This window comes from Azohydromonas lata NBRC 102462, assembly GCF_001571085.1.
In the GTDB taxonomy this organism is placed as follows: domain Bacteria; phylum Pseudomonadota; class Gammaproteobacteria; order Burkholderiales; family Burkholderiaceae_C; genus Azohydromonas; species Azohydromonas lata.
Genome location: NZ_BCTC01000071.1, coordinates 1 through 26,392 on the forward strand (window position 1 = coordinate 1; position 26,392 = coordinate 26,392).

Annotated in this window: 25 protein-coding genes; 11 read left to right on the top strand and 14 right to left on the bottom strand. The window is 70.1% G+C overall.

Going from position 1 to position 26,392, the window contains the following annotated elements:
* Positions 1 to 387 precede the first annotated feature (387 nt).
* The 4 genes from argG to ALA01S_RS20990 all read right to left on the bottom strand — a co-directional run bounded on the left by argG (position 388) and on the right by ALA01S_RS20990 (position 5,477).
* Positions 388 to 1,710, bottom strand: a complete 1,323-nt coding sequence (gene argG / locus ALA01S_RS20975; RefSeq protein WP_066340591.1) for an argininosuccinate synthase — start codon at positions 1,708 to 1,710, stop codon at positions 388 to 390.
* Positions 1,711 to 1,720: 10 nt separating this feature from the next.
* Positions 1,721 to 2,038, bottom strand: a complete 318-nt coding sequence (gene ppnP / locus ALA01S_RS20980) for a pyrimidine/purine nucleoside phosphorylase (RefSeq protein ID WP_066340594.1) — start codon at positions 2,036 to 2,038, stop codon at positions 1,721 to 1,723.
* A gap of 110 nt (positions 2,039 to 2,148) precedes the next feature.
* The gene (locus ALA01S_RS20985) at positions 2,149 to 4,746 is read right to left on the bottom strand and encodes a molybdopterin-containing oxidoreductase family protein (protein ID WP_066340597.1); all 2,598 of its coding nucleotides are present in this window, start codon (positions 4,744 to 4,746) and stop codon (positions 2,149 to 2,151) included.
* Complete coding sequence (locus tag ALA01S_RS20990) at positions 4,743 to 5,477, bottom strand: 4Fe-4S dicluster domain-containing protein (RefSeq protein ID WP_169805974.1); 735 nt, start codon at positions 5,475 to 5,477, stop codon at positions 4,743 to 4,745. Before ALA01S_RS20990 ends, ALA01S_RS20985 begins: the two co-directional genes overlap by 4 nt.
* A 149-nt stretch (positions 5,478 to 5,626) precedes the next feature.
* Here ALA01S_RS20990 and ALA01S_RS20995 point away from each other — a divergent pair, with 149 nt between their 5' ends.
* From ALA01S_RS20995 to ALA01S_RS21015, 5 genes are all read left to right on the top strand, one after another.
* Positions 5,627 to 7,879, top strand: a complete 2,253-nt coding sequence (locus ALA01S_RS20995) for a heavy metal translocating P-type ATPase (RefSeq protein ID WP_084267781.1) — start codon at positions 5,627 to 5,629, stop codon at positions 7,877 to 7,879.
* Between the two features lie 153 nt (positions 7,880 to 8,032).
* Positions 8,033 to 10,528 (top strand): ATP-binding protein, encoded by a 2,496-nt coding sequence (locus ALA01S_RS21000; protein WP_066340603.1) that lies wholly within the window; start codon positions 8,033 to 8,035, stop codon positions 10,526 to 10,528.
* A gap of 642 nt (positions 10,529 to 11,170) precedes the next feature.
* The gene (locus ALA01S_RS21005) at positions 11,171 to 12,124 is read left to right on the top strand and encodes an HDOD domain-containing protein (RefSeq protein ID WP_066340606.1); all 954 of its coding nucleotides are present in this window, start codon (positions 11,171 to 11,173) and stop codon (positions 12,122 to 12,124) included.
* A 363-nt stretch (positions 12,125 to 12,487) separates the two neighbouring features.
* Positions 12,488 to 13,831: an MFS transporter gene (locus ALA01S_RS21010; protein WP_066340609.1), complete on the top strand. Its 1,344-nt coding sequence runs from the start codon at positions 12,488 to 12,490 to the stop codon at positions 13,829 to 13,831.
* Positions 13,832 to 13,881: 50 nt separating this feature from the next.
* Positions 13,882 to 14,595, top strand: coding sequence for an alpha/beta fold hydrolase (locus ALA01S_RS21015; protein ID WP_066340612.1), 714 nt, complete (start codon positions 13,882 to 13,884; stop codon positions 14,593 to 14,595).
* A gap of 18 nt (positions 14,596 to 14,613) precedes the next feature.
* Here the strand turns inward: ALA01S_RS21015 and ALA01S_RS21020 are convergent, their stop codons facing one another.
* Genes ALA01S_RS21020 through ALA01S_RS21030 form a run of 3 tightly spaced genes read right to left on the bottom strand, consistent with a single transcriptional unit; the run spans position 14,614 to position 16,504 of the window.
* Positions 14,614 to 15,450, bottom strand: coding sequence for an alpha/beta fold hydrolase (locus ALA01S_RS21020; RefSeq protein WP_157119156.1), 837 nt, complete (start codon positions 15,448 to 15,450; stop codon positions 14,614 to 14,616).
* A 5-nt stretch (positions 15,451 to 15,455) separates the two neighbouring features.
* Positions 15,456 to 15,755: an AzlD family protein gene (locus ALA01S_RS21025; protein WP_066340616.1), complete on the bottom strand. Its 300-nt coding sequence runs from the start codon at positions 15,753 to 15,755 to the stop codon at positions 15,456 to 15,458.
* On the bottom strand, positions 15,752 to 16,504 hold the full coding sequence (locus tag ALA01S_RS21030) for an AzlC family ABC transporter permease (protein WP_066340619.1): 753 nt from the start codon (positions 16,502 to 16,504) through the stop codon (positions 15,752 to 15,754). The genes ALA01S_RS21025 and ALA01S_RS21030 overlap by 4 nt, the downstream gene beginning before the upstream one ends.
* Before the next feature lie 117 nt (positions 16,505 to 16,621).
* Here ALA01S_RS21030 and ALA01S_RS21035 point away from each other — a divergent pair, with 117 nt between their 5' ends.
* The gene (locus ALA01S_RS21035; RefSeq protein ID WP_066340622.1) at positions 16,622 to 17,080 is read left to right on the top strand and encodes an Lrp/AsnC family transcriptional regulator; all 459 of its coding nucleotides are present in this window, start codon (positions 16,622 to 16,624) and stop codon (positions 17,078 to 17,080) included.
* A 56-nt stretch (positions 17,081 to 17,136) separates the two neighbouring features.
* Here the strand turns inward: ALA01S_RS21035 and map are convergent, their stop codons facing one another.
* Positions 17,137 to 17,904, bottom strand: coding sequence for a type I methionyl aminopeptidase (map, locus tag ALA01S_RS21040; protein ID WP_066340625.1), 768 nt, complete (start codon positions 17,902 to 17,904; stop codon positions 17,137 to 17,139).
* Positions 17,901 to 18,113 carry a ParD-like family protein gene (locus ALA01S_RS21045; protein ID WP_066340633.1) on the bottom strand — a complete coding sequence of 71 codons (213 nt, stop codon included), beginning with the start codon at positions 18,111 to 18,113 and terminating at the stop codon, positions 17,901 to 17,903. Before ALA01S_RS21045 ends, map begins: the two co-directional genes overlap by 4 nt.
* Before the next feature lie 239 nt (positions 18,114 to 18,352).
* Here ALA01S_RS21045 and ALA01S_RS21050 point away from each other — a divergent pair, with 239 nt between their 5' ends.
* The 4 genes from ALA01S_RS21050 to ALA01S_RS21065 are packed head-to-tail and all read left to right on the top strand — an operon-like array spanning position 18,353 to position 20,859.
* Positions 18,353 to 18,625: a DUF4242 domain-containing protein gene (locus ALA01S_RS21050; RefSeq protein WP_066340635.1), complete on the top strand. Its 273-nt coding sequence runs from the start codon at positions 18,353 to 18,355 to the stop codon at positions 18,623 to 18,625.
* 16 nt (positions 18,626 to 18,641) lie between these two features.
* Positions 18,642 to 19,685 (top strand): GlxA family transcriptional regulator, encoded by a 1,044-nt coding sequence (locus ALA01S_RS21055; RefSeq protein ID WP_066340637.1) that lies wholly within the window; start codon positions 18,642 to 18,644, stop codon positions 19,683 to 19,685.
* A gap of 59 nt (positions 19,686 to 19,744) precedes the next feature.
* Positions 19,745 to 20,332, top strand: coding sequence for a helix-turn-helix domain-containing protein (locus ALA01S_RS21060; protein WP_066340639.1), 588 nt, complete (start codon positions 19,745 to 19,747; stop codon positions 20,330 to 20,332).
* A complete protein-coding gene (locus ALA01S_RS21065; protein ID WP_066340643.1) occupies positions 20,329 to 20,859 on the top strand; it encodes a GNAT family N-acetyltransferase in 531 nt (176 codons plus the stop codon). Before ALA01S_RS21060 ends, ALA01S_RS21065 begins: the two co-directional genes overlap by 4 nt.
* Before the next feature lie 28 nt (positions 20,860 to 20,887).
* Here the strand turns inward: ALA01S_RS21065 and ALA01S_RS33280 are convergent, their stop codons facing one another.
* The 5 genes from ALA01S_RS33280 to ALA01S_RS21085 all read right to left on the bottom strand — a co-directional run bounded on the left by ALA01S_RS33280 (position 20,888) and on the right by ALA01S_RS21085 (position 24,749).
* Complete coding sequence (locus ALA01S_RS33280; RefSeq protein ID WP_157119157.1) at positions 20,888 to 21,058, bottom strand: hypothetical protein; 171 nt, start codon at positions 21,056 to 21,058, stop codon at positions 20,888 to 20,890.
* Positions 21,059 to 21,132: 74 nt separating this feature from the next.
* The gene (locus tag ALA01S_RS21070) at positions 21,133 to 21,816 is read right to left on the bottom strand and encodes an LrgB family protein (RefSeq protein ID WP_066340646.1); all 684 of its coding nucleotides are present in this window, start codon (positions 21,814 to 21,816) and stop codon (positions 21,133 to 21,135) included.
* Positions 21,813 to 22,217 carry a CidA/LrgA family protein gene (locus tag ALA01S_RS21075; protein ID WP_084267782.1) on the bottom strand — a complete coding sequence of 135 codons (405 nt, stop codon included), beginning with the start codon at positions 22,215 to 22,217 and terminating at the stop codon, positions 21,813 to 21,815. The genes ALA01S_RS21070 and ALA01S_RS21075 overlap by 4 nt, the downstream gene beginning before the upstream one ends.
* Positions 22,218 to 22,251: 34 nt before the next feature.
* A complete protein-coding gene (gene ccoG, locus ALA01S_RS21080) occupies positions 22,252 to 23,697 on the bottom strand; it encodes a cytochrome c oxidase accessory protein CcoG (protein ID WP_066340655.1) in 1,446 nt (481 codons plus the stop codon).
* Positions 23,694 to 24,749: an acyl-CoA dehydrogenase family protein gene (locus ALA01S_RS21085; RefSeq protein ID WP_066340657.1), complete on the bottom strand. Its 1,056-nt coding sequence runs from the start codon at positions 24,747 to 24,749 to the stop codon at positions 23,694 to 23,696. The genes ccoG and ALA01S_RS21085 overlap by 4 nt, the downstream gene beginning before the upstream one ends.
* A 193-nt stretch (positions 24,750 to 24,942) precedes the next feature.
* Here ALA01S_RS21085 and ALA01S_RS21090 point away from each other — a divergent pair, with 193 nt between their 5' ends.
* Positions 24,943 to 26,361: an aminotransferase-like domain-containing protein gene (locus ALA01S_RS21090; RefSeq protein WP_066340658.1), complete on the top strand. Its 1,419-nt coding sequence runs from the start codon at positions 24,943 to 24,945 to the stop codon at positions 26,359 to 26,361.
* Positions 26,362 to 26,392 lie beyond the last annotated feature (31 nt).

Sequence of the window (26,392 nt, forward strand, 5' to 3'; positions counted from 1 at the left end):
TTCTTCCCGTCCATCGTGATGGTGCCGGCGCGGTGGTTCGCGGGTTGAGGGGGTAACGCAGGGGCCGGGGCAGCTTGGCTCGCCTTGGCATCTCGGAGCCAAGGCGCCTCGACCCCTACGCCGTCATGCCCGCGAAAGCGGGCATCCACGGGCGCCGAGGTAGGTCCTTCGAACGGCATCGCATAGGGCCAACGTCAGCGCGCCAGCACCCCGGCAGGCGTGGATACCCGCTTTCGCGGGTATGACGAAACGGGGTGCGCCGCGCGCCAGCCTCCGGCCGGTGTCCAACCACCCCAGTAAAAAAGCCGCCGACGCTATACAAGCGCCGGCGGCTTTTTCGTTGACAGCACAAGCGAAGCCGGTCAGGCCGGCTTCAGTGCCTCAGCCTTACTCCAGGCTGGGCAGCGGCGCGTCGCCGCCCGTGCTCAGCAGCCCGGTGCGGCTGTAGATGCCCAGCTTGTCGCGCGTGTCGGTGATGTCGAGGTTGCGCATGGTGAGCTGGCCGATGCGGTCGCGCGGCGAGAACACCGACTCGCCCTTTTCCATCGTCAGGCGCTCGGGGTGGTAGGTCAGGTTCGGCGACTCGGTGTTGAGCAGCGAGTAGTCGTTGCCGCGGCGCAGCTCCAGCGTCACTTCGCCGGTCACGGCGCGGGCGACCCAGCGTTGAGCGGTCTCGCGCAGCATGATGGCCTGCGGGTCGAACCAGCGGCCCTGGTACAGCAGCCGGCCCAGGCGGCGGCCGTTGTCGCGGTACTGCTCGATGGTGTCTTCGTTGTGGATGCCCGTGACCAGCCGCTCGTAGGCGATGAACAGCAGCGCCAGGCCCGGGGCCTCGTAGATGCCGCGGCTCTTGGCCTCGATGATGCGGTTCTCGATCTGGTCGCTCATGCCCAGGCCGTGGCGGCCGCCGATGCGGTTGGCTTCCAGGATCAGCTCGACCGGGTTGTCGAAGGTCTTGCCGTTGAGGGCCACGGGCTGGCCCTCTTCGAAGCGCACGCGCACTTCCTCGGCCTTGACCTCGACTTCCTCCTTCCAGAACGCGACGCCCATGATGGGGTTCACGATCTTGATGCCGGAGTTCAGGTGCTCCAGGTCCTTGGCCTCGTGCGTGGCGCCGAGCATGTTGGAGTCGGTCGAGTAGGCCTTCTCCGCGGACATCTTGTAGCCGAAGCCCGCGGCGGTCATGAAGGCCGACATCTCGGCACGGCCGCCCAGCTCGTCGATGAAGGTCTGGTCCAGCCAGGGCTTGTAGATGCGCAGGCTCGGGTTGGTCAGCAGCCCGTAGCGGTAGAAGCGCTCGATGTCGTTGCCCTTGAAGGTGCTGCCGTCGCCCCAGATGTGGACGTCGTCTTCCTTCATGGCCGCCACCAGCATGGTGCCGGTCACGGCGCGGCCCAGCGGGGTGGTGTTGAAGTAGGTCACGCCCGCGGTGGAGATGTGGAAGGCACCGCACTGCAGCGCGGCAATGCCTTCGTGGGCGAGCTGCAGCCGGCAGTCGACGAGCCGCGCCGCTTCCGCACCGTACTCCATCGCCTTGCGCGGGATGGCGTCGTAGTCGGGCTCGTCAGGCTGGCCCAGGTTGGCGGTGTAGGCGTAGGGGACAGCGCCCTTCTTGCGCATCCAGTGCAGCGCGGCGCTGGTGTCCAGGCCGCCGGAGAAGGCGATGCCGACTTTCTGGCCGAGGGGCAGTTGTTCGAGGATGGTGGCCATGGTGGGTGCTTCAGCCGAAGTGGCAGATGTAGTGGTAGGCCTCGGTCACGCGGATCTCGAAGCTGGAGTTGGCCGGCACGCTGAACTGCTCGCCGGCGCTGGAGCGGCGCCATTCGTCGCTGCCCGCGAGCTTGTACTCGCAGGCGCCCGCGACGCATTCCATGATCTCGGCCGTGCCGGTGTTGAAGGTCAGCGTCGCCGGCAGGACCACGCCCACCGACTTCTTCGTGCCGTCAGCCAGCGTGATGCCATGGCTCACGCACTTGCCGTCGAAATAGACGTTGGCACGGGTGGTGACGGACACGCCGTCGATCTTCTCGGTGGTCATAGGGGCGCCAGGTTTCAGGGAAAAGACGGAATTTTACCGGGCGGCGCCCGGGCCCCAAGGGCCCCGGCACCGCCCGCGGCGCGGTCGCCCGCGCCGGCCTCGGCGCAGGCTCAGGCCCTGCGTATGGAGCACACGGTGTCGAACCAGCCCTGCATGCCCACCAGCGGCGCGGGCTGTATGGGCAGGATGGCGTTGACGTTGTAGCCCGCGCCCGTGCCGCCGCGCGCCGGGTCCCACCACACGCGCTCGTCCAGGTCCGCGTCCTCGCCGACCACGGCGCGGTCCCACGCCGCCTCCAGCGCCTGGCGCGGCCCGTTGTGCGCCGTGGCCGCGCGGCCGTGGAACTGGTTGCCCAGCGTGTTGGAGACGGCCAGCACGCGCGGGTGTATGCCTTCCGTCACCCAGGCCGGCACCAGCGCCTTGCCCACCACCTCGCCGCCGCCGCGCATGCCGTGGCCGCGAGGCCGGTAGGTGGTGATCTCCACCATGTCGCCCGTGCGTATGCCGTGGCGCGCCGCCGTGGCGGGGTGAATCCACATGGGGTTGTGGTGGACGATCTCGCTGAGGTACTTCTGCGACTGCGTGCGCCCCTGCGTATGCACGTTCCACTTGAAGGTCACGAGGTGCAGCTGCTCCTGCCCCATGCGCTCGATGCTGGGCACGGGGAACCAGTCCGGCATGCCCTTGCCGCCGTCCTCGTCGAACCCGCGCGCCTGGGCCGCGGCCTCGATGTCCGGGTGGTACACGGAGAACTTGCGCGAGGGCGTGATGAAGCCGCGCCGCGCCGTGCCCTTGACCATGAGTCCCACCGGCGCCTCGCGCCCGTCGGCCGCCTTGCGCAGCACGATTTGCGTGGCCTCGTCCACGCGCGTGTTCTTCAGCTCCTCGGCGCTCAAGGGCCAGTCGTACAGCGCGTAGTACTTGGGTTTCGAGGTGTCCTGCCACACGCCGTGCTTGCGCATGTACGCGAAGCCGTCCTCGCCCACGCGCTTGCCGAAGGGCTCGCAGCGCCGGCGTATCCATTCCTCGTGGTCCTTGAACTCGAAGTACTTGGCGGTGTCCGGCCCAATGCGGCGGGCGATGTCGATCAGCGAATCAACGAAGCTGCGGCACTCGCCCGGCGGCGCCACCATGGGCTGGCGCAGCGTGACGTAGTCGCGCAGCTCCATGTTGTTGCGCGTATCAAAACCCCAGCGCTCCATGTAGCTGGCGTCGGGCAGGATCATGTCCGCGTGGTGCGCCATCTCGGAATAGACGATGTCCGAGCAGGCGTGGAAGGGGATGAGCTTCTCGTCCTTGAGCACCCGCAGCGCCAGGCTGCGCCCTTCCGGCCAGGTCTGCGGCGAGGCCAGCGTGTAGCTCAGGTAGACCTGCACCTTGCCCTTGCCCTGCAGCAGGTGGCGGTAGACGATCTGCCCCACCTTCATGCGCTGCCACTTGTTGGCCAGCGGCCATTCCGGCGGGTTCTCGATGGCGCTCCTGGCCTTGGGCGAAAGCGGCATCGGCAACGGGTGCGGGAACACCTGCGGCGGGATGCGCGTGGGCTCCACCGTGTAGCAGTAGCCCCCGGGCTGGCCTATGGAGCCCACGATGGCGTTGAGCAATATGACGGCGCGGTCCGCGTTGAAGCCGTTGTAGTGCGCGCCGCTGCCGCGGTTGGTGAAGGCCACGGCCGCGGGCGCGGCGTGGGCGAACTCCAGCGCCACGCGGCGGATGTCCGCAGCCGGGATGCCGCTCACGCCCTCGGCCCACTCCGGCGTGTAGCGGTCTATCCACTTCGCCAGGTCGTCGGCGGCTACGTTGCTCCAGGTGTCCAGCCACTCCCGGTCGTGCAGCCCGGCGGCGATGATGGCGTTGCCCATGGCCAGGGCGATGGCGCCGTCGCTGCCCGGGTTGGGCGCGAACCACTCGTCGGCCCGCCCGGCCGTGTTGGACATGCGCACGTCGAAGTAGACGAACTTGGCGCCGTTGTCGAAACGGCCGCGGATGATGCGCTTGGCCGCGTGGATGGCGCCCTGGTGCGCCTCGTAGACGTTGGCGCCGAAGTCGATGATGTACTTGCTGCGCTCGAAGTCGCCCGTCTCCCAGTCTGTTTCGCCCAAGCTCACGTAATTGGCCGCGCGCTTGTTGGAGGAGCAGATGGCGCGGTGGTTGAACACGGAAGGCGAGCCCACCGCGTTCATGAAGCGCGTGGTTTCCTCGCCCACGCGCGAGCGGCCCACGTGGATGGCGACCTCCTCCGGCTTGCCTTCGTCCATGGCCCGGCGGATGCGGCGCGCGATCTCGTCGTGCGCCTCGTCCCAGGTGATGCGCTGCCAGCGCCCGCTGCCGCGCGGGCCGACGCGCTTGAGCGGAAACAGCAACCGCTCCGGGTAGTCGTTGATGGTGGGCCCCGACTGGCCCTTGGCGCACAGCGAGCGCCCGTTGTTCGGGTCCTCGGGATTGCCGCTGACTTTCACCAGCTTGCCGTCGATGACGTGGCCCTCGATGCCGCACACCGTGGAGCAGTTCAGGCACACGCTGCGCACCACGGTGGCCTTGCGGTAGTCGTGCGGCACGCGCGGCTGCGCCTTGGCCAGCGCGTCCTTGCCCTTGCGGCGCGGCGTGCCCGCGGCCCAGGCCTCGTCGGGCGACAGAACAATGGTTTCGCCCACGGCCAGCGTGGCCAGCGCGCCGAAGCCGCGCTTGATGAGGTCGCGCCGCTTCATGCCGCACCTCCTTGCGCTTCCGGGCGGTACTCGGTGATGTTCTGGCCCGGCTCCACGCGCGCCCAATGCACGCGCCGCTGCGGCGGGAAGTGGGCGTCCAGCGACGGCCAGGTCTCGATCTCGTAGGACCAGCCCTCGTGGTTGCGCCCCTCCGGAATCTTGGCTTCCATCTCCACCCGGTGGCCGCGGTAGGCCACGGCCGGGCGCGTGCCCTTGTCGGCCTTGAGCACGGCGGTTTCATGGCCGCGCCGCGCCATGAAGCGCGAGTAGGCCGAGTCGGGGTCGCGCGCGTCGCCAAAGTGAAAAACCTCGGCCGGGCAGGTTTCCACGCAGGCGGGCTCCATGCCCACGTCCAGCCGGTGGCTGCAGAAGTCGCACTTGTCGGCGATCTGCCCGGGCTGGCACGAAATGGCGCCGTAGGGGCAGGCCTTTTCGCAGGCGCCGTGGCTGTCGCAGGCATGTTGGGCGATGCGCACGATGCCGTCCGCCCCGCGCGAGAGGGCGCCGCTCTTGCATGCCTTCAGGCAGGGCGCGTCCTCGCACTGCATGCACAGCGCGGGCAGGAAGTCCCGCTTCACCTGGGGATAGCTGCCGTGGTCCCAGTAATAGACCTTGGTGCGAAAGCTCCCGAGCGGCACCTGGTTCTCGACCTTGCAGGCCACCGAACAGGCGTGGCAGCCGATGCAGCGCTCGACGTCGAGCGCCATCTTCCATTGGGGTTGTTGAGGCATGGCGGGTTTCGTGCGGATGGGCAGGGCCGCTGGCCGGAAGCACCGGGAACGGCTGCGGTGGAGGAGGGGGCGGTAATGTAATGCGCCCCGCTTGACCTTCCCATGATGGCAAGGTCCACAGTGCATCCGTCCCCCTTCGGAAGCACAGCATGGATACCGCCGTGAACCCCGTCACCGCCTCGCCCGCGCCCGCAATGGCCGCGCCGCGCGAGGTGGAGCTGGCCATAGAGGGCATGACCTGCGCCTCCTGCGTGGCCCGCGTCGAAAGAGCCCTGCGCCGCGTGCCGGGCGTGGCGGATGCGCAAGTCAACCTCGCCACCGAGGTCGCCACCGTGGCCGTGGCGCCGGACCTGGGCGACGCCGCCCCGCTGCTGGCCGCGGTCGAAAAAGCCGGCTACGCCGCCCACGTGGTGCCGGACGGGCCGGACGCCACCCCGGCCGCGGCCGCGCCCGCCTCATCTCTGCCGCAGTGGTGGCCCATTGCCGTGGCCGCCGCGCTGTCGCTGCCCCTGGCGCTGCCCATGCTGGGCATGGTGGCGGGCCGCGACTGGGCGCTGCCGGGCTGGCTGCAATGGGCGCTCGCCACGCCGGTGCAATTCTGGCTGGGCGCGCGCTTCTACCGCGCCGGCTGGAAGGCGCTGCGCGCCGGCAGCGGCAACATGGATCTGCTCGTGGCCCTGGGCACCTCGGCCGGCTACGGCTTGAGCGTTTATGAGCTGCTGGCGAGCCACGGCGGCCACGGCATGCCGCACCTGTACTTCGAGGCTTCGGCGCTGGTCATCACGCTGGTGCTGCTGGGCAAGTGGCTGGAAGCGCGCGCCAAGCGGCAGACCACCGAGGCCATTCGCGCCCTCAACGCCCTGCGCCCCGACGTGGCCCGCGTGCGCCGCCACGGCCGCGAGCAAGAGCTGCCGCTGTCGCGCGTGCGCTTGGGCGACGAGGTGGTCGTGCGCCCCGGCGAGCGCATTCCCGTGGACGGCCTGGTGCTGGAAGGCGCCAGCCAGGTGGACGAATCGCTCATCACCGGCGAGAGCCTGCCCGTGCCGCGCCACGAGGGCGACAAGGTCACCGGCGGCGCCGTCAACGGCGAAGGGCTGCTGCTGGTGCGCACCACGGCGCTGGGCGCGGAATCGACGCTGGCGCGCATCGTCCGCCTGGTGGAGTCGGCGCAGGCGCACAAGGCGCCCATACAGCGCCTGGTGGACAAGGTGAGCGCCGTGTTCGTCCCGGCCGTCATCGCCATCGCGCTGGCCACGGCGCTGGGTTGGGGTTTCGGCACGGGCGACTGGGAAGCAGCCATCCTCAACGCCGTGGCGGTGCTGGTGATCGCCTGCCCCTGCGCGCTGGGCCTGGCCACGCCCGCGGCGCTGATGGCCGGCACGGGCGTGGCGGCGCGCCACGGCATCCTGATCAAGGACGCCGAAGCCCTGGAAGTCGCCCACGCCGTGCGCACCGTGGCCTTCGACAAGACCGGCACGCTCACCGAGGGCAAGCCGGAGTTGACCGCCTTCGAGGCCGCCGACGGCCGGCCGGATGAAGTCCTGGCGCTGGCCGCCGCCGTGCAGGCCCACAGCGAGCACCCGCTGGCCCGCGCCGTGACGGCCGCCGCCGAGCGCCAAGGGCTCACCGCGCCCGCCGCGGTCGAAGTGCGCGCCGTGGCCGGCCGGGGCATGGCCGCGCGCGTGGGCAACAGCGAGCTGCGCCTGGGCAGCAGCCGCTTCATGCAGGAGCTGAACGTGGACACCGTCGCGCTGCTGCTGCGCGCCGATGCGCTGGCCGCCCAGGGCCGCACCGTCTCCTGGCTGGCGGACGTGACTTCCGCGCCTCGCCTGCTGGGCCTGCTCGCCTTCGGCGACCAGCCCAAGGCCAGCGCCGCGGAGGCCGTGCGCACGCTGCAGCGCCTGGGCGTGCGCACCGTGCTGGTGACGGGCGACAACGCCGGCAGCGCCCGCGCCGTGGCGCAGGCGCTGGGCATGGCGGAGGTGCGCGCCGAAGTGCTGCCGCAGGACAAGGCGGCCATCGTGGGCGAGTTGCAGGCGGGCGGCGGCCGCGTGGCCATGGTGGGCGACGGCATCAACGACGCGCCCGCGCTGGCCGCCGCCGACGTGGGCATCGCCATGTCCACGGGCACGGACGTGGCCATGCACGCCGCGGGCATCACGCTCATGCGCGGCGACCCGGCGCTGGTGGCCGACGCGCTGGACATCTCGCGCCGCACCTACGCCAAGATCCGCCAGAACCTGTTCTGGGCTTTCATTTACAACGTGGTGGGCATCCCGCTGGCGGCGCTTGGGCTGCTCAGCCCCGTCGTGGCCGGCGCGGCCATGGCCTTCAGCAGCGTCAGCGTGGTGAGCAACGCGCTGCTGCTGCGGCGCTGGAAAGGCGCGCGCGGGCCCGGCTGAACGGCCCTGGGCTGAACAAGTATCCCTTGCACCACGCCGGTGCCGCGAGAGCCTCAAGAAACCTGCCGCACACTGCTGGCCGGCTTTTTGCCCCTGCCGGGTTTGACTTCCTGCCCGGCCCGCGCGGGCTTCCTCTCACAGGCACCGTAAAACATGGAGCGAGCTCGGGAATCGGACATTCAACCTGTCGAAATCTCGCACCGGGATTCCGAGGCCAGGCGGCTGCTCCAGGCCTTCGATTGGGCGCGCACGCCGCTGGGCCCCATGGACGCCTGGCCGCGCAGCCTGCTGAGCCTGGTGGACATGGTGATGGAGCTGCCTTCGCCGGCCATCATCTTCTGGGGCCCCGAGCAGACGCAGATCTACAACGACGGCTACGCGGTGATCATGGGGCCGCGCCACCCGGCCTATTTCGGTGCCTCCTACCGCGAGTCGTGGCCCGACACCTATCCGCTGATCTACCCCTGGATGCGCCGCGTGCTGGACCAGGGCGACGTGGTCGAGGTGCGCCAGGCCCACATTCCCGTCACCCGCTACGGCTTCGAGGAAGAGGCCTATTTCACCTTCACATTCAGCCCGCTGCGCGACGACGAGGGCCGCATCGCCGGCCTCCTGCAGCCGGTGTTCGAGGTGACCGCCACCGTGCTGAGCGAGCGCCGCGCCGAAACGCTGCGCATGCTCACGCCCAGCGGCTCGCTGGAGCCCGTGGCCGACGCCGTCGCCGCGCTCAGCCGCAACCCGCGCGATGTTCCCTTCGCCCTGGTCTACCTCTGGAACGCGGAGCGCGAGTGCCTTTTGCTGGCCGGCGAAACCGAGGGCGCCGGCGCGGGCAGCGACCCGGACAGGCGCGCCCAACTCGACGCCGCCGCGCGCCGCGTGGTCGAGCGCAACGGGCAGGAATGGGTGGGCGAGCAAGCCGACGCCGCGCGCTCCGGCGCCGACCCCTACGTGCTGCTGCTGCCCATGGAGGGCGTGGCCGGCGCTGCGCCCTTGGGCGTGATCGCCTTCGGCCTGAGCCCGCGGCTGCACTTCGACAAGCGCTACCGCGCCTTCCTGGAGTCCGTCACCGCGCAGCTCGCCTCGGCGCTGCAGCGCGCCAGCCTGCTGCAGGCGCGCGAGCGCCAGCGCCAGCACCTGAGCGACCTCTTCCTGCAGGTGCCCGCCGGCATTGCGGTGCTGCAGGGGGCGGATCACGTGTTCGAGCTGGTCAACCCGGTCTACCAGGCGCTGATCGGCCCGCGCGACCTCATCGGCCGGCCGCTGCGCGAGGCGCTGCCGGAAATGCGCGACCAGCCCTTCCCTCGCATCCTCGACGAGGTCTACCGCAGCGGCCAGGCGCACGTGGGCCAGGAGGAGCCCACGCTGCTGCGCCGGGGCGATGAGCGCTCCGGGCTGGAGGAAGTGTTCTTCAACTACGTCTACCAGCCGCTGCGCGATGCGCAGAGCGGGCACATCAGCGGCATCCTGGTCTTCGCCTACGAGGTGACGGAGCAGGTGCGCGCCCGCCAGCGCGCCGAGGCGCTGGCCGGGGAGCTGCGCGGCGAGCACGAGCGCAAGGACGACTTCCTGGCCATGCTCGCCCACGAGCTGCGCAACCCGCTGGCGCCCATCAGCACCGCCGCCGAGGTGCTGAGCCTGGGCCAGCTGCCGCAGGCGCAGGTCAAGCGCACCAGCGAGATCATCACGCGCCAGGTGCGCCACATGACGGCCCTGGTCAACGACCTGCTGGACGTCTCCCGCGTCACGCGTGGCCTGGTGAACATCGACCGCCAGCCGCAGGACCTCAAGAGCGTGGCCGCCCATGCCGTGGAGCAGGTGCGCCCGCTGGTGGAGGCGCGCCGGCACCACCTGGCCGTGGAGCAGCCCGCCGTTGACGCCTGGGTGTTGGGCGACCAGAAGCGGCTGGTGCAGATCTTCACCAACCTGCTGGGCAACGCGGCCAAGTACACGCCCAGCGGCGGCGAGATCGCCCTGGTCCTGCACGTGGAGGGCGACGAGGCCGTCATCACCGTGCGCGACAACGGCATCGGCATGCCGGCGGCGCTGCAGCCCAAGGTGTTCGGCCTCTTCGTCCAGGCCGAGCGCAGCACCGACCGCGCCCAGGGTGGCCTGGGGGTGGGCCTGGCGCTGGTGAAAAGCCTGGTGGACCTGCACGGCGGCACGGTGGCTTGCTACAGCAGCGGCGCCGGCCAGGGCAGCGAGTTCACCGTGCGGCTGCCGCTGCTGCGCGTGCAGGCCGATGCGCCGGCGGGCGGTGCGCAGGCCCTGCCCGCGGCGGCGGCCGTGGCGCGGCGCATCCTGGTGGTGGACGACAACCAGGACGCCGCGCGCATGCTGGCGCTCTACCTGGGCGAGGCCGGCCACCACGTGGCCGTGGAGCACGCCTCCGACGCCGCGCTCGAGCGCGTGCTGCAGGAGCCCTTCGACGTGTTCCTGCTGGACGTCGGCCTGCCCGGCATGGACGGCTGCGAGCTGGCGCGGCGGCTGCGCGCGCGGCCGCAGACGGCCCAAGCGCTGGTCGTGGCCGTGACCGGCTACGGACAGGAGGCCGACCGCCAGCGCGCCCTGGACGCCGGCTTTGACGACTACCTCGTCAAGCCGCCGGACCCCGAGCGGCTCACGGCCCTGCTGGCGGCACCGCCGCGCTGAGCCTGGGTGCCGAGAAGTCCCGCGTGGTGCGGGATTTTTCGGGGGCATCACGCCATGGGTGATCTTGCCCGTGCGCACGTGGTGCCTGGGCCGTGAGAGGCAGCGGCGGCCGTGCCGCGCGTTGGCATCCCGCCACCCCAGGCGCGTCGCTCCCTACTGCGTCGTGCCCGCGAAAGCGGACCTCCACGAGCGCCGAGGTGGGGCCTTCGAGCGGCGTCGCCCAGGGGTGGCGTCGGCGCGCCAGCACCCCGGCAGGCGTAGAGACCCGCTTTCGCGGGTATGACGGATGAGGGTGCGCAGCGCTCTTGCCACAGGGCCGACGAAGCGCCCCGCTTTTCCCCGGCAGCCATGCCGCACCCTGAGCTGCGCCGGCAGGTGCGTTCTGCCGAGCGGCTGGGAAACAGTCGCGTCGCCCGCGCGCCGGAATTGGAAAAAACCTTGAGTCGTCTTAACTCCTGCGCGAAAAAACCGATGGCAGGGGAGTTGGCGGCACTGTCGCCTTGGCGCAGGTTCAGGAAGAAGTTGGCATCACCTTGAACGCATTCCCTCTCTCTGCTGGCAGGCCGGCGAGCCCGCACAGGGCCGGCTGCTGTTGTTGCGGCCGCGGGCGCAAGCGCCCCGGGCGCTTGCCGTGAGCTGACCATGCAAACCTGCACCTGCCCCCCCTCCGCCAGTGCCGGCGCGGCCAGCGCGGCGCCCGCGTCCGACGCGCTGGGCGACGCCGCCGCGCGCTGCGGCGAACCCGGTGCCCAACCCGGCGAGCTGTTGCGGCGGCTCTCTTCGCTGCCGCCGCTGCCGCAGGCCGCGCTCAAGGCGCTGCAGGCCTTGCAGGACGACCGGCTGGGCCTGCAGCAATGCGCGCAGCCCCTGGAGCAGGACGCGGCTCTGGCCGCCTGCACGCTGCGCCTGGCCAATTCCTCCTTCTACGGCGTGGCCGGGCGCGTGCTGCGGGTGCAGGACGCGGTGGCCATCCTGGGCCGGCGCACCACTTCCAACCTGGTGGCCACGGTGATGGTGTCCAACCAGTTCACGCCGGCGCGGGTGCCGGGGTTCGATTTCGTGGGCTTCTGGCGCCATGCCCTGTCCACGGCGCTGGCCGCGCAGGCGCTGGCGCGGCAGCTTGAGCAGGACGAGCCCTCGGCCTTCATGGCCGGGCTGCTGCATGACATGGGCCGCCTGGCCATGGCCGTGCTGTGGCCGCAGGCCATGGCGCAGGCGCTGGCGCTGCACGCGCGTGGCGAGATGCCGCTGGGCGAGGCCGAGCAGCGGATGCTGGGCCTGGGCCATGCGGCGATGGGCCAGCACCTGGCGCTGCACTGGCGGCTGCCGCAGGCCGTGGCCTGGGCCATTGGGCAGCACCACGACCCCTTCGACGCGGGCGTGCCGCTGGCGACGCTGGGCCACACCGTGCACCTGGCCGACAGCCTGGTGCGCGTGCTGGCCGTGGACGGCATCGGCCGCCAGGGCCTGGCCCGGCTGGCCGAGCCGGCCGCCGCCTACGTGGCCTTGCAGGGCGACCGGCTGCTGTCGGTGCTGGGCGAAATCCAAAGCGGCGTCGCGACCATCAGCCAAGCCCTGGGGCTCCACCGCAAATGACGGAAGCAGCGACGAAATAGGCGCCCCCTCACGACGCTTCGATGCCGCCGGACGAGGTGATGGAAACGTGTCCTGACCCCGCGCGCCGCGCATTCCTTGTCCCGCCTCGTCCCACCCCGCCGCGGCGCTGCCCATAAGCACAACGCATAGCAGCGCCCCTGCGCAGCATTGGCCGTCCGCGAGCCGGGCGGCGATGCTCCGTCTCACACAACAAGGCTGACCCCGGCGCCGGCACACCGCTCCTTGCGGCCCTGCGTTGCGCCGGTCATGGCCACGTGGAAATCCCGGGTCCGCCCGCGCCAGGCGCGGCGCGATTCATGCCCCGGATTCCGAGAGAGACAACCTGTTCCGCAGAGGACTTGTATGACCGACCTTCGCAAGACGCTCGAAGAGGGCGCGATGAGCCGTTTCCAGTGGGTTGCCGTGGCGATCTGCGTGATGCTGGTGATGCTGGACGGCTTCGACGTGCTGGTGATGGCCTTCACGGCCTCCAGCGTCGCGGGCGAGTGGAAGCTCAATGGCGCGCAATTGGGGCTGCTGTTCAGCGCGGGCCTGTTCGGCATGGCGGCGGGCTCGCTGTTCGTGGCGCCGCTGGCCGACCGCGTTGGGCGCCAGCCCGTCATCGTGCTGTGCCTGGTGGTGATTGCCGTGGGCATGCTGCTGTCGGCCATGGCCCAGAGCCACGTGCAGCTCGTGGGCCTGCGCGGGCTCACCGGCGTGGGCATAGGCGGCATGCTGGCCAGCGTCGGGATCATCACGGCCGAGTACTCCTCGCTGAAGTGGCGCAGCACCTGCGTGGCGCTGCAGGCCACGGGCTACCCGATTGGCGCCACCCTGGGCGGGCTGGCGGCGGCGTGGCTGCTGCAGCACTACGGCTGGCGCTCGGTGTTCACCTTCGGCGGCCTCGCCACGGCGGTGATGATTCCGGTGGTGCTGTGGCGCTTGCCGGAGTCGGTGGACTTCCTGATTGCCCGCCGTCCCAAGGGGGCGCTGGAGAAGCTCAACCGCATCGTGGCGCTCATGGAGCGGCCGCTGCTGGCGCAACTGCCGGAGCGCGCCGCGGGCGGCGCGGCGGCGCAGGGCAACGCGGTGGCGGGCCTGTTCAAGAACGGCCTGGCGCGGCCCACGTTGATGCTGTGGGGCGCCTTCTTCCTGCTCATGTTCAGCGTGTACTTCTCGCTGAGCTGGACGCCCAAGCTGCTGGTGCAGGCGGGGCTGTCGGCGCAGCAGGGCGTGACGGGCGGCGTGCTGATCAACTTGGGCGGCATCGTGGGCGGCAGCCTCTTTGGCGCGCTGGCGGTGCGCATGCGGCTGGCGCACATCACCGTGGGCGCCTTCCTGGTCTATGCGGTGTTCACGGCGCTGTTCGGCGCGGTGTCGGGGGCGCTGGGCCTGGCCTTCGCGGTGGCGTTCGGCATGGGCGTGTTCCTGTTCGCTTCGATGGCGGGCCTGTACGCCTTTGCGCCCGTGACCTACCCGGCGGCGGTGCGCGCCACGGGGCTGGGTTGGGCCATCGGCATTGGGCGCATAGGCGCCATCGTGGCGCCGCTGACGGCCGGCATGCTGCTGGACGGCGGCTGGCAGCCCGCCTCCCTGTACTACGCCTACGCGCTGCCGCTGGTGGCCGGCGCCCTGGCCGTGCTGGCCATGGGCACGGGCCGCAACCTGCCGGGACATTCGCGCGGCAGCGCCGCGGCGGCGCATTGACCCATAGCCCGATCGACCTTGTTCTCCAGCCTCTGTTTGAAAGTGACGTGATGACGCGAGCTTGTGTGGTGCTGCTGCCCGGCCTGATGTGCGACGCCGCCGTGTGGACGGCGCAGTGCGAGGCGCTGGAGGCGGTGGCCGACGGCGTGGTGCCTTCGTATGGCGGGCTGTCCTCCATCACCGCCATGGCGCGCCACGTGTTGGAGAGCGTGCCGGCGCAGCGGTTTTCGCTGGCCGGCCACTCCATGGGCGGGCGCGTGGCGCTGGAGGTGGTGCGGCTGGCGCCTCAGCGGGTTGAAAGGCTGGCGCTGCTGGACACCGGCATGGACCCGCTGGCCGCGGGCGAGGCCGGCGAGCGCGAGCGCGACAAGCGCCTGGCGCTGCTGCGCCTGGCGCGCGAGGCGGGCATGCGGGCCATGGGCGGCGAGTGGGCGCGGGGGATGGTGCACCCCTCGCGGCTGCAGACGCCGCTGTTCGAGCAGGTGCTGCAGATGATCGAGCGGCAGACGCCGGACACGTTCGAGGCGCAGATCAACGCGCTGCTTGCGCGGCCGGATGCGCGCGGCGTGCTGCGCGGGCTTCAATGTCCGACGCTGATCGGCTGCGGCCGCCAGGACGCGTGGAGCCCCCTGTCGCGCCACGAGGAAATGCACGCCCTGGTGCCGGGCTCGCGGCTGGCGGTGTTCGAGGACAGCGGCCACATGAGCACGATGGAGCAGCCGGGGGCGGTGTCGGCGGCGCTGGGGGAGTGGTTGCAGCGCTGAAGCGCCGCCGGCCGTGACTCAGGCGCCGAGCCGCTGCCGGATCAACTCCAGCACCTTTCCCGCCACCTCCCGGTGGGGCACGTGCCCAACGCCCGGCAGGATGTCCACCTGCGCCGGCCCGCCGCACAGCGCGCCGATCAGCGCCGGGTGCCGCGCGCTGCCGTATTCGTCCAGCTCGCCGTGGATGGCCAGTACCGGGCAGGTGACGCGCGGGAGCACGGGCGAGAGCGTCCAGGCGGCGAAGCCCGGGTCCAGCCAGTTCTCCGTCCAGGCCTCCAGCACCCAGCGCGCCTTGTCGCCGTGGTATTTCACGAGGCGCTCCAACTGGCGCGGGTCCTGGAACTGCTCGCGGGCGGCGCGAATGCCGTTCAAGGTCCGGTCCTCGGCGAAGACCTGGGCGGCGATGGTGATGAGGGCCTCGCAGCCGCCGCCGCTGTCGGCCGCGCAGTGGATGGCCATGCCGCCGCCCACGCTGTGGCCCAGGGCGACGAAGCGCTGCAAGTCCAGGTGCTCGCGCAGCGCGGGGAAGTACAGCGCCGACTCCTCGGCGACGAAATCCAGCGACGGGCGTTCCACGCGCGGGTCCGACTGGCCAAAGCCCAGGCGGTCGTAGGCGACGACGCGGCGGCCGGTGGCGCGGGACAGTGCCTCGGGGAAATCGCGCCACAGCGCCACGCAGCCCAGAGAGTCGTGGAACAGGACGATGGGGGCCGCCTGCCGCGCGGCCGCAGCCGCCTCCCCGGACGCATCCTCCGGCGCCCAGGTGCGCGTGAACAGGCGGCCTTGCGCGTGTTGCACTAACCGGTCGTGGCGGGCGATGCGAACAGAGATGGGGGTGGCGGTGGGGGCGGTCATCGTCATCAGCTCCAGAGGTGGCGCAGCAGTCCGGCCGACACGATACCGACCAGCACCGTGGGCAGGATGCCCAGCCGCGTGGAGGCCAGCACCGTGAGCGCCAGCGCGGCGATGTCGGCCGGGCGGTCGGACACGAAGGCCGGGGCGATGACGGAGATCAGCACGCAGCCCGGCACGTTCTCCAGCACGGCCTGGGCCCGGGGGCTGAGCGTGCGGTTGCGCAGGACGAGGTAGCCCAGCACGCGGGTGAGGTACGTGCTCCCGGCCATCAGGACGATGGTGAGCAGGGTGGCGGCGTCGATCATGATTGCTTGGGCGCCCAGGCCGCGGCGGCGAGCAGGCCCGTCACTGCCCCGGCGGCGACGTACCAGGAGCCCGGCACCAGCCGGTAGGTCAGCGCCGCGACCACCAGGCTCACCAGCCAGGGGCGCGCGGGCTTGAGCCCCTTCCACATGCCGCGCAGCAGGACGAGGAAGACGGCGGTGAAGGCCATGTCGAAGCCGTAGGCCTCCACGTCGCCCAGGACCGGCCCAAGCAGCGCGCCCAGGGCCGTGAACACCACCCAGGTGCCGTAGAGGCCCGCGGAGACGCCCAGGTAGAAGGGCAGGCTGATGCGGCTGGAGCGGCGCCGCCGCGCGTCGGCCAGGGACAGGGCCCAGCACTCGTCGCACATGAAGAAGAGCGCGGTGAGCGCGCGGCCCAGCGGCAGGTGGCGCAGGTAGGGGGCCAGCGCCGCGCTCATGAGGATGTGGCGGCTGTTGACCAGGAAGGACATGGCCACGATCAGCAGCACGTGCGGCGGCGAGGTCCACAGCCGCACGGCGGTGAACTCCGAGCCGCCGGCGAAGTTCAGGCCGGTGAGCAGCGGCACCTCGATGGCCGACAGCCCCTTTTGCGCCGCCTGCGCGCCCAGGACGAGCGCAAAGGGCACGAAGCCCAGCATGACCGGCAGCGAGGCGCGCAGGCCGCGCCAGGTTTCGGCGCGGGCATCGGAGGTGGAAGCGGCTGCCGCATCGGTGCCGGCCAGGGGAGAGGAGGGAGTGAGGCTGTCCATAGCAGACGTGGAATTCTCTGCTTGTCCCTCTAGAATTTGGTGCCGTTCTTGCCAGTCATGGGTCCCGGATTGGCATGGCGTGCCAAGAATCGAACCGTCGAATGGAAAGGAATGCCAATGGAGCTGGACGCGATAGACCGGCGCATCCTGCAAGCCCTGCAGCGCGACGGGCGCCTGCAGAACGTGGACCTCGCGCGCGAGGTCGGCCTGTCGCCCTCGCCCTGCCTGCGCCGGGTGCGGCTGCTGGAGGAGGCGGGCGTGATCGAGCGCTATGTGGCGGTGCTCAGCCCGGCCAAGATCGGCAAGGGTTTGTCGGTGTTCGCCCGCGTGTGGCTCAAGGGCCAGGACGCGGACACGGTGGACCATTTCACCGAAGCCGTGCAATTACTTCCGGCCGTGGTGGAGTGCCATTTGATGGCGGGAGATTGCGATTTCCTGCTGCGGGTGGTGGCGGCGGATCTGGATGATTACCGGCAGTTCCTGAAGAATCACCTGACGCGGATTCCTGGGGTGCAGAGCGTCAAGACCGAAGTGCCTATGCAGAGGGTGAAACTGACTTCGGCGTTGCCGGTGTAAAACCCATTGAAGCAGCCTGGCCAGGCCGGAATACTTGGGCCGCAGCAGGTGGGCCGTCAGTTGGGCACCGCTTCTCCGCGGCGCAGCGTCAAGACTTGAACACCGTCTTTCGTTACGGCGACGGTGTGCTCGAATTGCGCGGACAGTTGTCTGTCGCGCGTGACGACCGCCCAACCATCTTTTTCGGTCCGGACATTCGGCCGCCCTTGGTTGAGCATGGGTTCTATGGTGAAGACCATGCCTTCCCGCAGCATCAGGCCGGTTTGAGGCTGGCCCCAATGCAATACCTGGGGCTCCTCGTGCATTTCTCGTCCAATGCCATGGCCGCAATATTCCCGCACGACCGAATAACCATTTTTTCTGGCATGCCGCTCGATGGCATGCCCCACATCACCGAGTCGGGCGCCTGGACGGACTGCCTGGATGCCCTTCCACAAGGCTTCGTAGGTCACTTGCACCAAGCGTTTCGCCTGCGGCGACACGTCGCCAACTAAATATGTTTTGCTGGAATCCGCGATGTAGCCGTTCTTCTCCAGCGTGATGTCGAAATTGACGATGTCCCCGCTTTGCAGGATTTCTGCAGCGGATGGAATACCGTGGCAAACCACGTCATTGCGGGACGAGTTCAATGCATAGGCATATCCATACTGCCCTTTGCTCGCCGGGCGTGCTTCAAGCTCATTGACGATAAAGCTGTCGACCAGATCATTGACCTGCATGGTGGACATGCCGATCAAGTTCAATTGATCCAGGTGCGCAAATACATCCGCCAGCAATTTGCCTGATTCTGCAAGCAGCGCAATTTCATCCGGCCGCTTGGTCATGTCAAAAGCCTCTTGTCGGCGCGCGCCACAACGCCCGCGGCACGCATTTCCTGAGCGACGATTTCATTGAAGCTTTGCGTCGGATTCATTTCGCACAGCATGCCCACCTTGATCCAGAAAGCCGCTTGCGCGTTGATCGACCGGCAAGACACGGTGCTGGCCTTGCGTATCTGATCATGCAAATCATCGTCAATATTCACAATGCCCATGGCTGCTCTAAATATATGAAACGTATACGAATCATATATGCCAATCAAAAGGCTTGCAAGCTGCGCGGTGATGAACACCCAGGGCGTGCGGACAGGCGCTGCATGAGAGTGGGCAGGTCGCCGTGCGCCGACGGCCTTGGCACAATCCCCCCTCAACATTGTCATTCCCGCCACTGTTTCCCAGCCGCGCACCGCCGCACAGTGCAGCCTCCTCAACCGACAAGTGAAGGAGACAAGCCATGAAGCGCTACGTCATCGAACGCGAGATCCCCGGCGTGGGCCAGCTCAACGCCGAGCAGCTCAAGGGGGCGTCCGCCACCTCCAACGAGGCGCTGGCCAAGCTCAACGGCAAGGTGCAGTGGGTGCAGTCCTTCGTCGTGGACGACAAGACCTTCTGCATCTACCTCGCCGAGAGCGAGGCCGACGTGCAGGAGCACGCCAAGCTCAGCGGCTTCCCGGCCAGCAAGGTCAGCGAGGTGCGCAGCGTCATCGACCCCATGACGGGCGTGTGATGACCCGGGGCCGGCCGTGAAGCCGCTCATAGACGTCACGGTCGTGCTGCTCGACGGCGGCTGGATTTCCACCTCGCTCGGCCCCGTCGAGGTGTTCCACTCGGCCGGGCTGCTGTGGCAGGACTTGCAGGGCCAGGTGCCGCAGCCGCGGTTTCGCGTGCGCACCGCCTCCATAGACGGCCGCCCGGCCGCCTGCGCCTACGGCGTCTCCATGACGCCGCAATGCGCCCTCGCCGACGTCGGCCCCACCGACGTGATCCTGGTCGGCTCGCCGGGCGTGGAGCCCATAGAGCAATCCGACTACGACGAGCGGCTGCTGCAGTGGCTGCGCGATGCGCATGCCGCCGGCACGCACATCGCGGGCGTCTGCGCCGGCGTGGCCTACGTGGCGGCGTCCGGGCTGCTCGACGGCCGCCGCGCCACCACCCATTGGGCGCTGGCCGGGCTGCTGCAGCAGCGCTTCCCGGCCGTGCACTGGCAGGCCGACAAGTTCGTCACCGAGGACAGCAACCTCTACTGCGGCGGCGGCGTGTATGCCGCCATAGACCTGAGCCTGTACCTCGTGGAGAAGTTTTGCGGCCGCGACGTCGCGCTGCAGTCGGCGCGCGCCCTGCTGGTCGGCATGCCCCGCACCTGCCAGGACAGCTACGGCACCGTGCCGCTGTTGCGCCCGCACGCGGACGAGCGCATTCGCCGCGCCGAGGAGTTCCTGCAGCGCCACTTCCGCGAGCCCGTGTCGGCCGAAGTGCTCGCCGCCCACGTGGGCATGAGCCCGCGCAACCTGATCCGCCGCTTCAAGGACGCCACCGGCAACCTGCCCAACGCCTACGTGCAGGACCTGCGCGTGGCCGCCGCGCGCGAGCTGCTGGAAGGCAGCACCTCCTCGGTCCAGGCCATCGCGGCCCAAGTGGGCTACGAGGACGTCGCGTTCTTCCGCGCCCTCTTCAAGCGCCAGACCGGCATGACGCCGGCCGACTACCGGCGCCGCTTCGGACAGCTCACGATCGCACGCGGCGAGCTGTCCACCGCACTGGCCACGGCAGCGGCAGCAGAGCGCTGAATCCCAGCGTTCCGAGCAATTCCTGTTTGATGGATTGAGTTTCCAGTAAACTGGATTTAATGGACGTTGATGCCCTTCTCGCCACCCGCATCCGGGACCTTCGCAAGGCGCGCGGCCTGACGCTGGAGCAACTGGCCGAGCTCAGCGGCGTCAGCCGCTCCATGATTTCCTTGATCGAGCGCCGGGAAACCAGCCCAACCGCCGCCGTGCTCAACAAGCTGGCCGATGCCTTGGGCGTCCCGCTGCCCACGCTGTTTGCCGGCGAGGCGCAGCGCGCGCAGCCCTCGCCGGTGTCGCGCCGCGCGGATCAACCGCTGTGGACCGACCCCGCGTCCGCCTACACGCGCCGACACCTCTCGCCGGCCGGCATCGCGTCGCCGCTGGAGCTGGTGGAAGTGTGCTTCCCCGGCGGGGAGACGGTGGTGTTCGACAACCCGGTGCGCCGGGTCAGCATCCACCAGCAGCTCTGGGTGATGGAGGGCGCCATGGACGTCAGCCTCGACGATCAGACCTGGCACCTCGCCACCGGCGACTGCCTGGCCCTGGAGCTGGGCGAGCGCATCACCTTCCACAACCCCCACCCCCAGCCAGCGCGCTACGTGCTGGCCTTGGCCAGCAACACCGACATCTCCGGCAGGTCCGCATGACACAGCACGCCATCGTCCAATGCACGCACGCCCGGCACGCGCAAGCCATCCTGGACATCTTCAACGAAGCCATCGCGACCTCCACGGCGCTGTACGACTACCAGCCGCGCCCGCTGGCCAGCATGGAGACCTGGTTCGCCGCCAAGGACAAGGGCAACTTCCCGGTCATAGGCATCGAGGACGAGGCCGGCACGCTCCTGGCCTTCGGCAGCTTCGGCACCTTCCGCGCCTGGCCGGCCTACAAGTACTCGGTGGAGCACTCGGTGTACGTGCACAAGGACCACCGCGGCCAGGGCCTGGGCCTGAAGGTGATGCAGGCGCTGATCGCCGCCGCCCGCGAGCACGGCGTGCACGCCATGGTGGGCGGCATAGACGCCGCCAACGCCGGCAGCATCGCGCTGCACGAGCGCCTGGGTTTCAAGCACGTGGGCACGCTGCCCCAGGTGGGCTTCAAGTTCGGCCGCTGGCTGGACCTGGCCTTCTACCAACTGCTGCTGGACACGCCGCTGAACCCGGTGGACGGCTGAGGCGGGCGGGCGGCGGGGCGCTGAATGCTCAATGGCCGCTTCCGTTATTTCTTCTTTTTTCCTTCTCTTTCTTCTCCTTGTCGTAATGCCACTTGATGGCGAAGAACATTCCCGCGCCGAACACGAGAATCTTGAAAGCAAAGAAGAAGATGGGGATCAAATCCATCATTGCGGGGATGACTGAGCTATGGTTTGACATGGTCTGTCGTGAGCAGTACTGCCTCAAAACGCTGCTTCAGCAGCTTCATTCGTAAATGGCTCATGGCGTGAGGTCTAAACCCACCCCGCCACCACCGCCACCAGGCAAGCCGTCAGCACCCCATTGGCACTCATGGCCAGCGCCGCGAACGCCGCCGCCTCCGGCCGCGCCTGCAGCGTGCGCGCGACGCCTATGGCGTGCGCGGCCAGGCCCAGGGTGAAGGCTTGGACATCACCGTCCTCCACCCGCAGCCGCTTGAACACCGGCCCGGCCAGCAGCGTTCCCAGCACGCCGGTGGCGACCACCGCCATGGCCGCCAGCGCCGCAATGCCGCCCGCGCGCTCGGCTGCGGCCATGGCAATGGGCATGGTGGCCGACTTGGGCGCCAGTGACAGCGCCACCTCGCGCGGCGCGCCCAGCAGCCGGGCCAGCGCCAGGGTGGAGAGCACCGCCGCCGCACAGCCGGCCACGAGCGACAGCAGCAGCGGCACCGCCTGCCGGCGCAGTTGCGCCATCTGCCGGTACAGCGGCACGGCCAGCGCGATCACGGCCGGGCCGCTGAGCCAGCGCAGCGCCTTGGTCGCCTGCGCATAGGCCGGGTAGCCCGTGCCGGTGAGCGCCAGCAGGCCCACCACCATGGCCGTGCCCGTGAGCACCGGCAGGCACAGCAGGTGGTGATGGCTGCGCCGGTACAGCCACAGCGCCGCCGCGTAGGCCGCCAGCGTCAGCAGCGGCCACAACAAGGCAGCGCCGCTCATGTCTCGGCCGCCCGCCGCTTTGCCAGCAGCCGCTGCAGCACCCAGGCGGTGACGGCCAGGGTCAGCGTGGTCGCCACCACGGCCACGACTGCGAAAGCCACGGCGTGCTGCCACAGCAGCGCGGCATAGAGGCTCACCGCCGCCACGGAAGGAATCAGCAGCAGCATCAGGTGGCGCAGCAGCGGGGCGGTGACCGCGTCCACGCTGCGCGGCACGCCGCCGCGCAGGGCCAGCAGCGCCAGCAACAGCAGCATCCCCACCACGGAGCCGGACAAGGGCCAGCCGCTCCACGCCACCAGCGCATCTCCCGCCCACTGCAGGCCGCCCAGGAGCGCGCCGGCGGCCAGCAGTTTCAATCCGCGCCAACCCTGGGCGCGGACCTCTTCAAACGACAACTTCATGGCCTGAAGTATCCCGGCTGCCCGCCATGCGCCTTCAGCGCGGCAGGACGAAGGTGCTGGGCTCGCGCACGCCGCGCGCGGGGCCGCCCTCGGCCAGCGGCGCCACTTCGATCTGTATGGGCAGCACCCGCTCGCCTTGCGCTTGCGCCGCGTCGGCCGGCAGCCGCACGCGCAGGGGCACCGCACGCTCGCCGGCCGGGGGCAACGTGAGCTCCGCGTCGCCCGCCACGGCCAGCCCCGGCAGGCCGGAGACGCTCACGCGGTAGCGCTGCGGCACCTCGGTGGCGTTCATCACCAGCACGCGGTAGACGTTCTCGACCGCGCCGTCCTCCACCTGCCGCGCCATCACGCCGCGGTCGCGCAGCACGTCCACGCGCACCGGGGCGCGCAGCGCCAGCCCCGCCACGAAGGCCGTGGCCACCGCCAGCAGCAGGCTGCCGTACATCAGCACCCGCGGACGCCACAGCCGGCGCCACATCTGCGGCTTGGGTGAGCCCTGCTCCATGCCGCGCAACGTGGCAAAGCGCACCAGGCCGCGGGCGTAGCCCATCTTGTCCATCACCTGGTCGCACGCATCCACGCAGGCGGCGCAGCCTATGCACTCCATCTGCAGGCCGTCGCGGATGTCTATGCCGGTCGGGCAGACCTGCACGCACAGCGTGCAGTCCACGCAGTCGCCCAGGCCCAGCGCCTTGGGGTCGGCGCTGCGCGAACGCGAGCCGCGCGACTCGCCCCGGCGGCTGTCATAGGCCACCACCAGCGAGTCCTGGTCCATCAGCGAGCCCTGGAAGCGCGCGTAGGGGCACATGGTCTTGCACACCTGCTCGCGCAGGAAACCGGCGTTGCCGTAGGTCGCCAGCGCGTAGAAGCCGCACCAGAACGCCTCCCACGGCCCAAGTCTCAGCGTCAGCGCCGCCTGCCCAAGCTCGCGTATGGGCGTGAAGTAGCCGACGAAGGTGAACCCCGTCCACAGGCTCAGCGCGATCCACGCCGCCTGCTTGGCGCCCTTGCGGGCCAGCTTCCCGGCCGACCACGGCGCCTTGTCCAGCCGCATGCGCGCCAGGCGGTCGCCCTCGATGCGCCGCTCCAGCCACATGAACATCTCGGTGTAGACCGTCTGCGGGCAGGCAAAGCCGCACCACAGCCGCCCGGCCACGGCGGTGAAGAAGAACAGGGCCAGGGCCGACAGCACCAGCAGCGCGCTCAGGTAAATGAAGTCCTGCGGATACAGCACCAGCCCCGGCAGGTAGAAGCGCCGCGTCTCCAGGTCGAACAGCACCGCCTGCCGGCCGTTCCAGGCGAGCCAGGGCAAGCCGTAGAACACCAGTTGCGTGATCCACACCAGCACCCAGCGCCAGGAGGCGAAGCGGCCGCTCACGGCGCGGGCGTAGACCGTCTGGCGCGGCTGGAACATGGGCGGCGGCTTGTTGGCGCCGCCGGGCGTGGGCTGGATGGGGATGACGCGTTGCGCTGAGCTCATGGCTGGCTCGCAGAAGTGGAAAGTGAAGAGGAGGACGCGGAAGCGGCGGAGGCCGGCCGCAACAGCGACAGGAAGGTGATCTCGCGCACCCGGCGCGCCGCGGCGCCGTCGCCCTCGGCCAGGAAGGCGTTTTCGCCTCGCTCGGCCCGCGTGGCGGTTCGCGCCAGCGCCAGCAGGCGGGCGCGATGTTTCAGCAGCGCCGGCGTGGCGCCGGCAAAGCGGTGGTCTTGGAAACCGTCGGCCAGGGCGGCGTGCTGTTCGGCCAGTTGCGCGTGCAGGCGCGGCGCGTCGGCGTCGGCGTCGGCACCGGCCGGGCTGTCCTCGCGGGCGGCCAGCGCCCCGCGCGCCACGCCCAGCGCCATGGCGCATTGCAGGCCCAGGCACAGGGGCAGCGCCTGGCGCACGGCCTGCGAGCCCTCGACGTGCAGCAGCTCGTCCTCGCGGAAGTGCACCTGCTCCAGGCGCAGCGCCGCCGCGCGCAGCCCGCGCAGGGCGACGGTGGATGGGTCCACCGTGCGCGTCAGGCCGCTTTCCTCGCTGCCCAGCACCACGACGCAGAAATCCTTCATGCCTTCGAAGGCCACGGGCAGCGCCACCGCGTGGCCGTCGTGCTGCAGGTTCACGGCCCAGGGCACGGCGCCGTTGAGCTTCCAGCCGCGCGGCGTCTCGGTGGCCCGCACTTGCAATGCCGTGCCGTGGGCCAGGTGCGCGAACGCCGGCGTCAGTGCCGGCGAGCCGGCCAGGCTGCCGTCCAGCAGCGCGGGCATGAGGTGCTCGCTCAGCGCCACGTTGGGAGCGTGCCGCAGCAGCGCCATGAAGCTCATCTGCGCCGCCAGCACGCCGCCCGCGGCCAGGGAGTGGGCAGACACCTCGGCCACGGCATCCAGCGCCTGCGCGTCCGTGGCGTCCTCGCACAGCAGGCCATGGCGGGCGAACAGCGGCAGCAGCGCACCGGCGTGGCGGGTGCTGCGGTCCAGGCTGGGGGCGTGCTCCTGCAGCCACTGGCGGCAGGAAAGCGGCAGCGCCGGGGCGGCGTCCTGGGTGTCGTGCATGCGTGCGGGCCTGGTGCGGCGTGTGGGCTTCGTTGGCCACAGACTGTGCCGGCGCACAACTGATCCGGTAAGACTCAGAAGTCCAGCCAAAAGACCGTATCAGATGCCCTGGCGCAGGCCTTTGTCCTGCAGCGGGGACCGGATCAGTACAGTCTTCAGCCATGCATCAAGCACCACATCAGCGGCGCGGCTCATGAAGCGCTACGAGCAATACGCGGACGAGATCGCCGAGCTCATACGCACGCAGGTGCTGCGTGCGGGCGACCGCCTGCCTTCCGTGCGCCAGGCCAGCGGCAGCCGCCACATCAGCCCCTCGACGGTGTTCGAGGCCTATTACCTCCTGGAGGCCCGGGGCCTCATCCAGGCCCGCCCCCGGTCGGGCTACTACGTCAACGCCCTGCGCGCGGCCGGCGGGGTGGAGCCCGCCACGGCGCCGCCGGCCGGGGAATCGACGCCCGTGGCCATCAGCGAGCTGGTCTTCGAGGTGCTGGGCTCCACGCGCCAGGCCGACGTGGTGCCGCTGGGCTCGGCCTTCCCCTCGCCGCGCCTGTTTCCGCTGGACAAGCTCGCGCGCTGCCTCTCGCCCGCCATGCGGCGGCTGGAGCCGCAGCGCATCGTGGAGGAGCTCACCAGCGGCAGCGAGCGGTTGCGCCGCCAGCTCGGCCTGCGCTACGTGTCCGCCGGCCTGGGCCTGGACACGCGCGAGATCGTCATCACCAACGGCGCCATGGAGGCGCTCAACCTCTGCTTGCAGGCCGTTACCCGGCCCGGCGACGTGGTGGCCGTGGAGTCGCCCACGTTCTACGCCGCGCTGCAGGCCCTGGAGCGGCTGCAGTTGCGCGCGGTGGAGGTGGCCACCCACCCGCGCCACGGCGTGGAGCTGGCGTCGTTGGCGCAGGTGCTGTCCCAGCACCCGGTGAAAGCCTGCTGGTTCATGCCCAATTTCCAGAACCCGCTGGGCAGCCTGATGCCGGAGGAGAACAAGCGCGCCCTGGTCGAGCTGCTCGCCCGCCACGAGGTGCCGCTGATCGAGGACGACGTCTACGCCGAGCTGTACTTCGGCCTGCGGCGCCCGCTGCCGTGCAAGAGCTTCGACCGCCAGGGGCTGGTGATGCACTGCAGCTCCTTCTCGAAGAATCTCGCCCCCGGCTACCGTGTCGGCTGGACCGCCGCCGGCCGCTTCGCCGAGCGGGTGCAGCGGCTGAAGCTGATGACGACGCTGGGCAACGCCGTGGCGCCGCAGGAGGCGCTGTGCGACTACCTGCAGCAAGGCGGCTACGACCGCCACCTGCGCCAGTTGCGCCAGGCGCTGGCCGACAGCCAGGCCCGCGCGCTGCGCGGCATCGCCAAGCACTTCCCGGCGGGCACGCGCGTGACGCGCCCCGAGGGCGGCTACTTCCTGTGGGTGCAACTGCCGCAGGGCGTGGACGCGCTCACGCTGCACCGCCTGGCCCTGTCGCAAAACATCAGCCTCGCGCCCGGCCACCTCTTCTCGGCCGACCGGCGCTTTGCCAACTGCGTGCGCCTGAACTACGGCCAGGGCGGCGACGAGCGTTTCGACGACGCGCTGCGTACCCTGGGCCAGCTCGCCTGCGCGCAACTGGCGGCTTGATCCACGGCGTGAACCACCAAGTCCCCTTGCC

Coding starts and splice junctions, on each gene's coding strand:
- ccoG (WP_066340655.1), bottom strand. CDS start 23,697: ATGAGCTCAGCGCAACGCGTCATCCCCATCCAGCCCACGCCCGGCGGC.
- ALA01S_RS33280 (WP_157119157.1), bottom strand. CDS start 21,058: ATGTCAAACCATAGCTCAGTCATCCCCGCAATGATGGATTTGATCCCC.
- ALA01S_RS21035 (WP_066340622.1), top strand. CDS start 16,622: ATGGAGCTGGACGCGATAGACCGGCGCATCCTGCAAGCCCTGCAGCGC.
- ALA01S_RS21045 (WP_066340633.1), bottom strand. CDS start 18,113: ATGGGCATTGTGAATATTGACGATGATTTGCATGATCAGATACGCAAG.
- ALA01S_RS21065 (WP_066340643.1), top strand. CDS start 20,329: ATGACACAGCACGCCATCGTCCAATGCACGCACGCCCGGCACGCGCAA.
- ALA01S_RS20990 (WP_169805974.1), bottom strand. CDS start 5,477: ATGCCTCAACAACCCCAATGGAAGATGGCGCTCGACGTCGAGCGCTGC.
- ALA01S_RS20995 (WP_084267781.1), top strand. CDS start 5,627: ATGGATACCGCCGTGAACCCCGTCACCGCCTCGCCCGCGCCCGCAATG.
- ppnP (WP_066340594.1), bottom strand. CDS start 2,038: ATGACCACCGAGAAGATCGACGGCGTGTCCGTCACCACCCGTGCCAAC.
- argG (WP_066340591.1), bottom strand. CDS start 1,710: ATGGCCACCATCCTCGAACAACTGCCCCTCGGCCAGAAAGTCGGCATC.
- ALA01S_RS21025 (WP_066340616.1), bottom strand. CDS start 15,755: ATGATCGACGCCGCCACCCTGCTCACCATCGTCCTGATGGCCGGGAGC.
- ALA01S_RS21075 (WP_084267782.1), bottom strand. CDS start 22,217: ATGAAGTTGTCGTTTGAAGAGGTCCGCGCCCAGGGTTGGCGCGGATTG.
- ALA01S_RS21020 (WP_157119156.1), bottom strand. CDS start 15,450: ATGACCGCCCCCACCGCCACCCCCATCTCTGTTCGCATCGCCCGCCAC.
- ALA01S_RS21015 (WP_066340612.1), top strand. CDS start 13,882: ATGACGCGAGCTTGTGTGGTGCTGCTGCCCGGCCTGATGTGCGACGCC.
- ALA01S_RS21090 (WP_066340658.1), top strand. CDS start 24,943: ATGAAGCGCTACGAGCAATACGCGGACGAGATCGCCGAGCTCATACGC.
- ALA01S_RS21050 (WP_066340635.1), top strand. CDS start 18,353: ATGAAGCGCTACGTCATCGAACGCGAGATCCCCGGCGTGGGCCAGCTC.
- ALA01S_RS21005 (WP_066340606.1), top strand. CDS start 11,171: ATGCAAACCTGCACCTGCCCCCCCTCCGCCAGTGCCGGCGCGGCCAGC.
- ALA01S_RS21060 (WP_066340639.1), top strand. CDS start 19,745: ATGGACGTTGATGCCCTTCTCGCCACCCGCATCCGGGACCTTCGCAAG.
- ALA01S_RS21010 (WP_066340609.1), top strand. CDS start 12,488: ATGACCGACCTTCGCAAGACGCTCGAAGAGGGCGCGATGAGCCGTTTC.
- ALA01S_RS21000 (WP_066340603.1), top strand. CDS start 8,033: ATGGAGCGAGCTCGGGAATCGGACATTCAACCTGTCGAAATCTCGCAC.
- map (WP_066340625.1), bottom strand. CDS start 17,904: ATGACCAAGCGGCCGGATGAAATTGCGCTGCTTGCAGAATCAGGCAAA.
- ALA01S_RS21085 (WP_066340657.1), bottom strand. CDS start 24,749: ATGCACGACACCCAGGACGCCGCCCCGGCGCTGCCGCTTTCCTGCCGC.
- ALA01S_RS21030 (WP_066340619.1), bottom strand. CDS start 16,504: ATGGACAGCCTCACTCCCTCCTCTCCCCTGGCCGGCACCGATGCGGCA.
- ALA01S_RS21070 (WP_066340646.1), bottom strand. CDS start 21,816: ATGAGCGGCGCTGCCTTGTTGTGGCCGCTGCTGACGCTGGCGGCCTAC.
- ALA01S_RS20985 (WP_066340597.1), bottom strand. CDS start 4,746: ATGAAGCGGCGCGACCTCATCAAGCGCGGCTTCGGCGCGCTGGCCACG.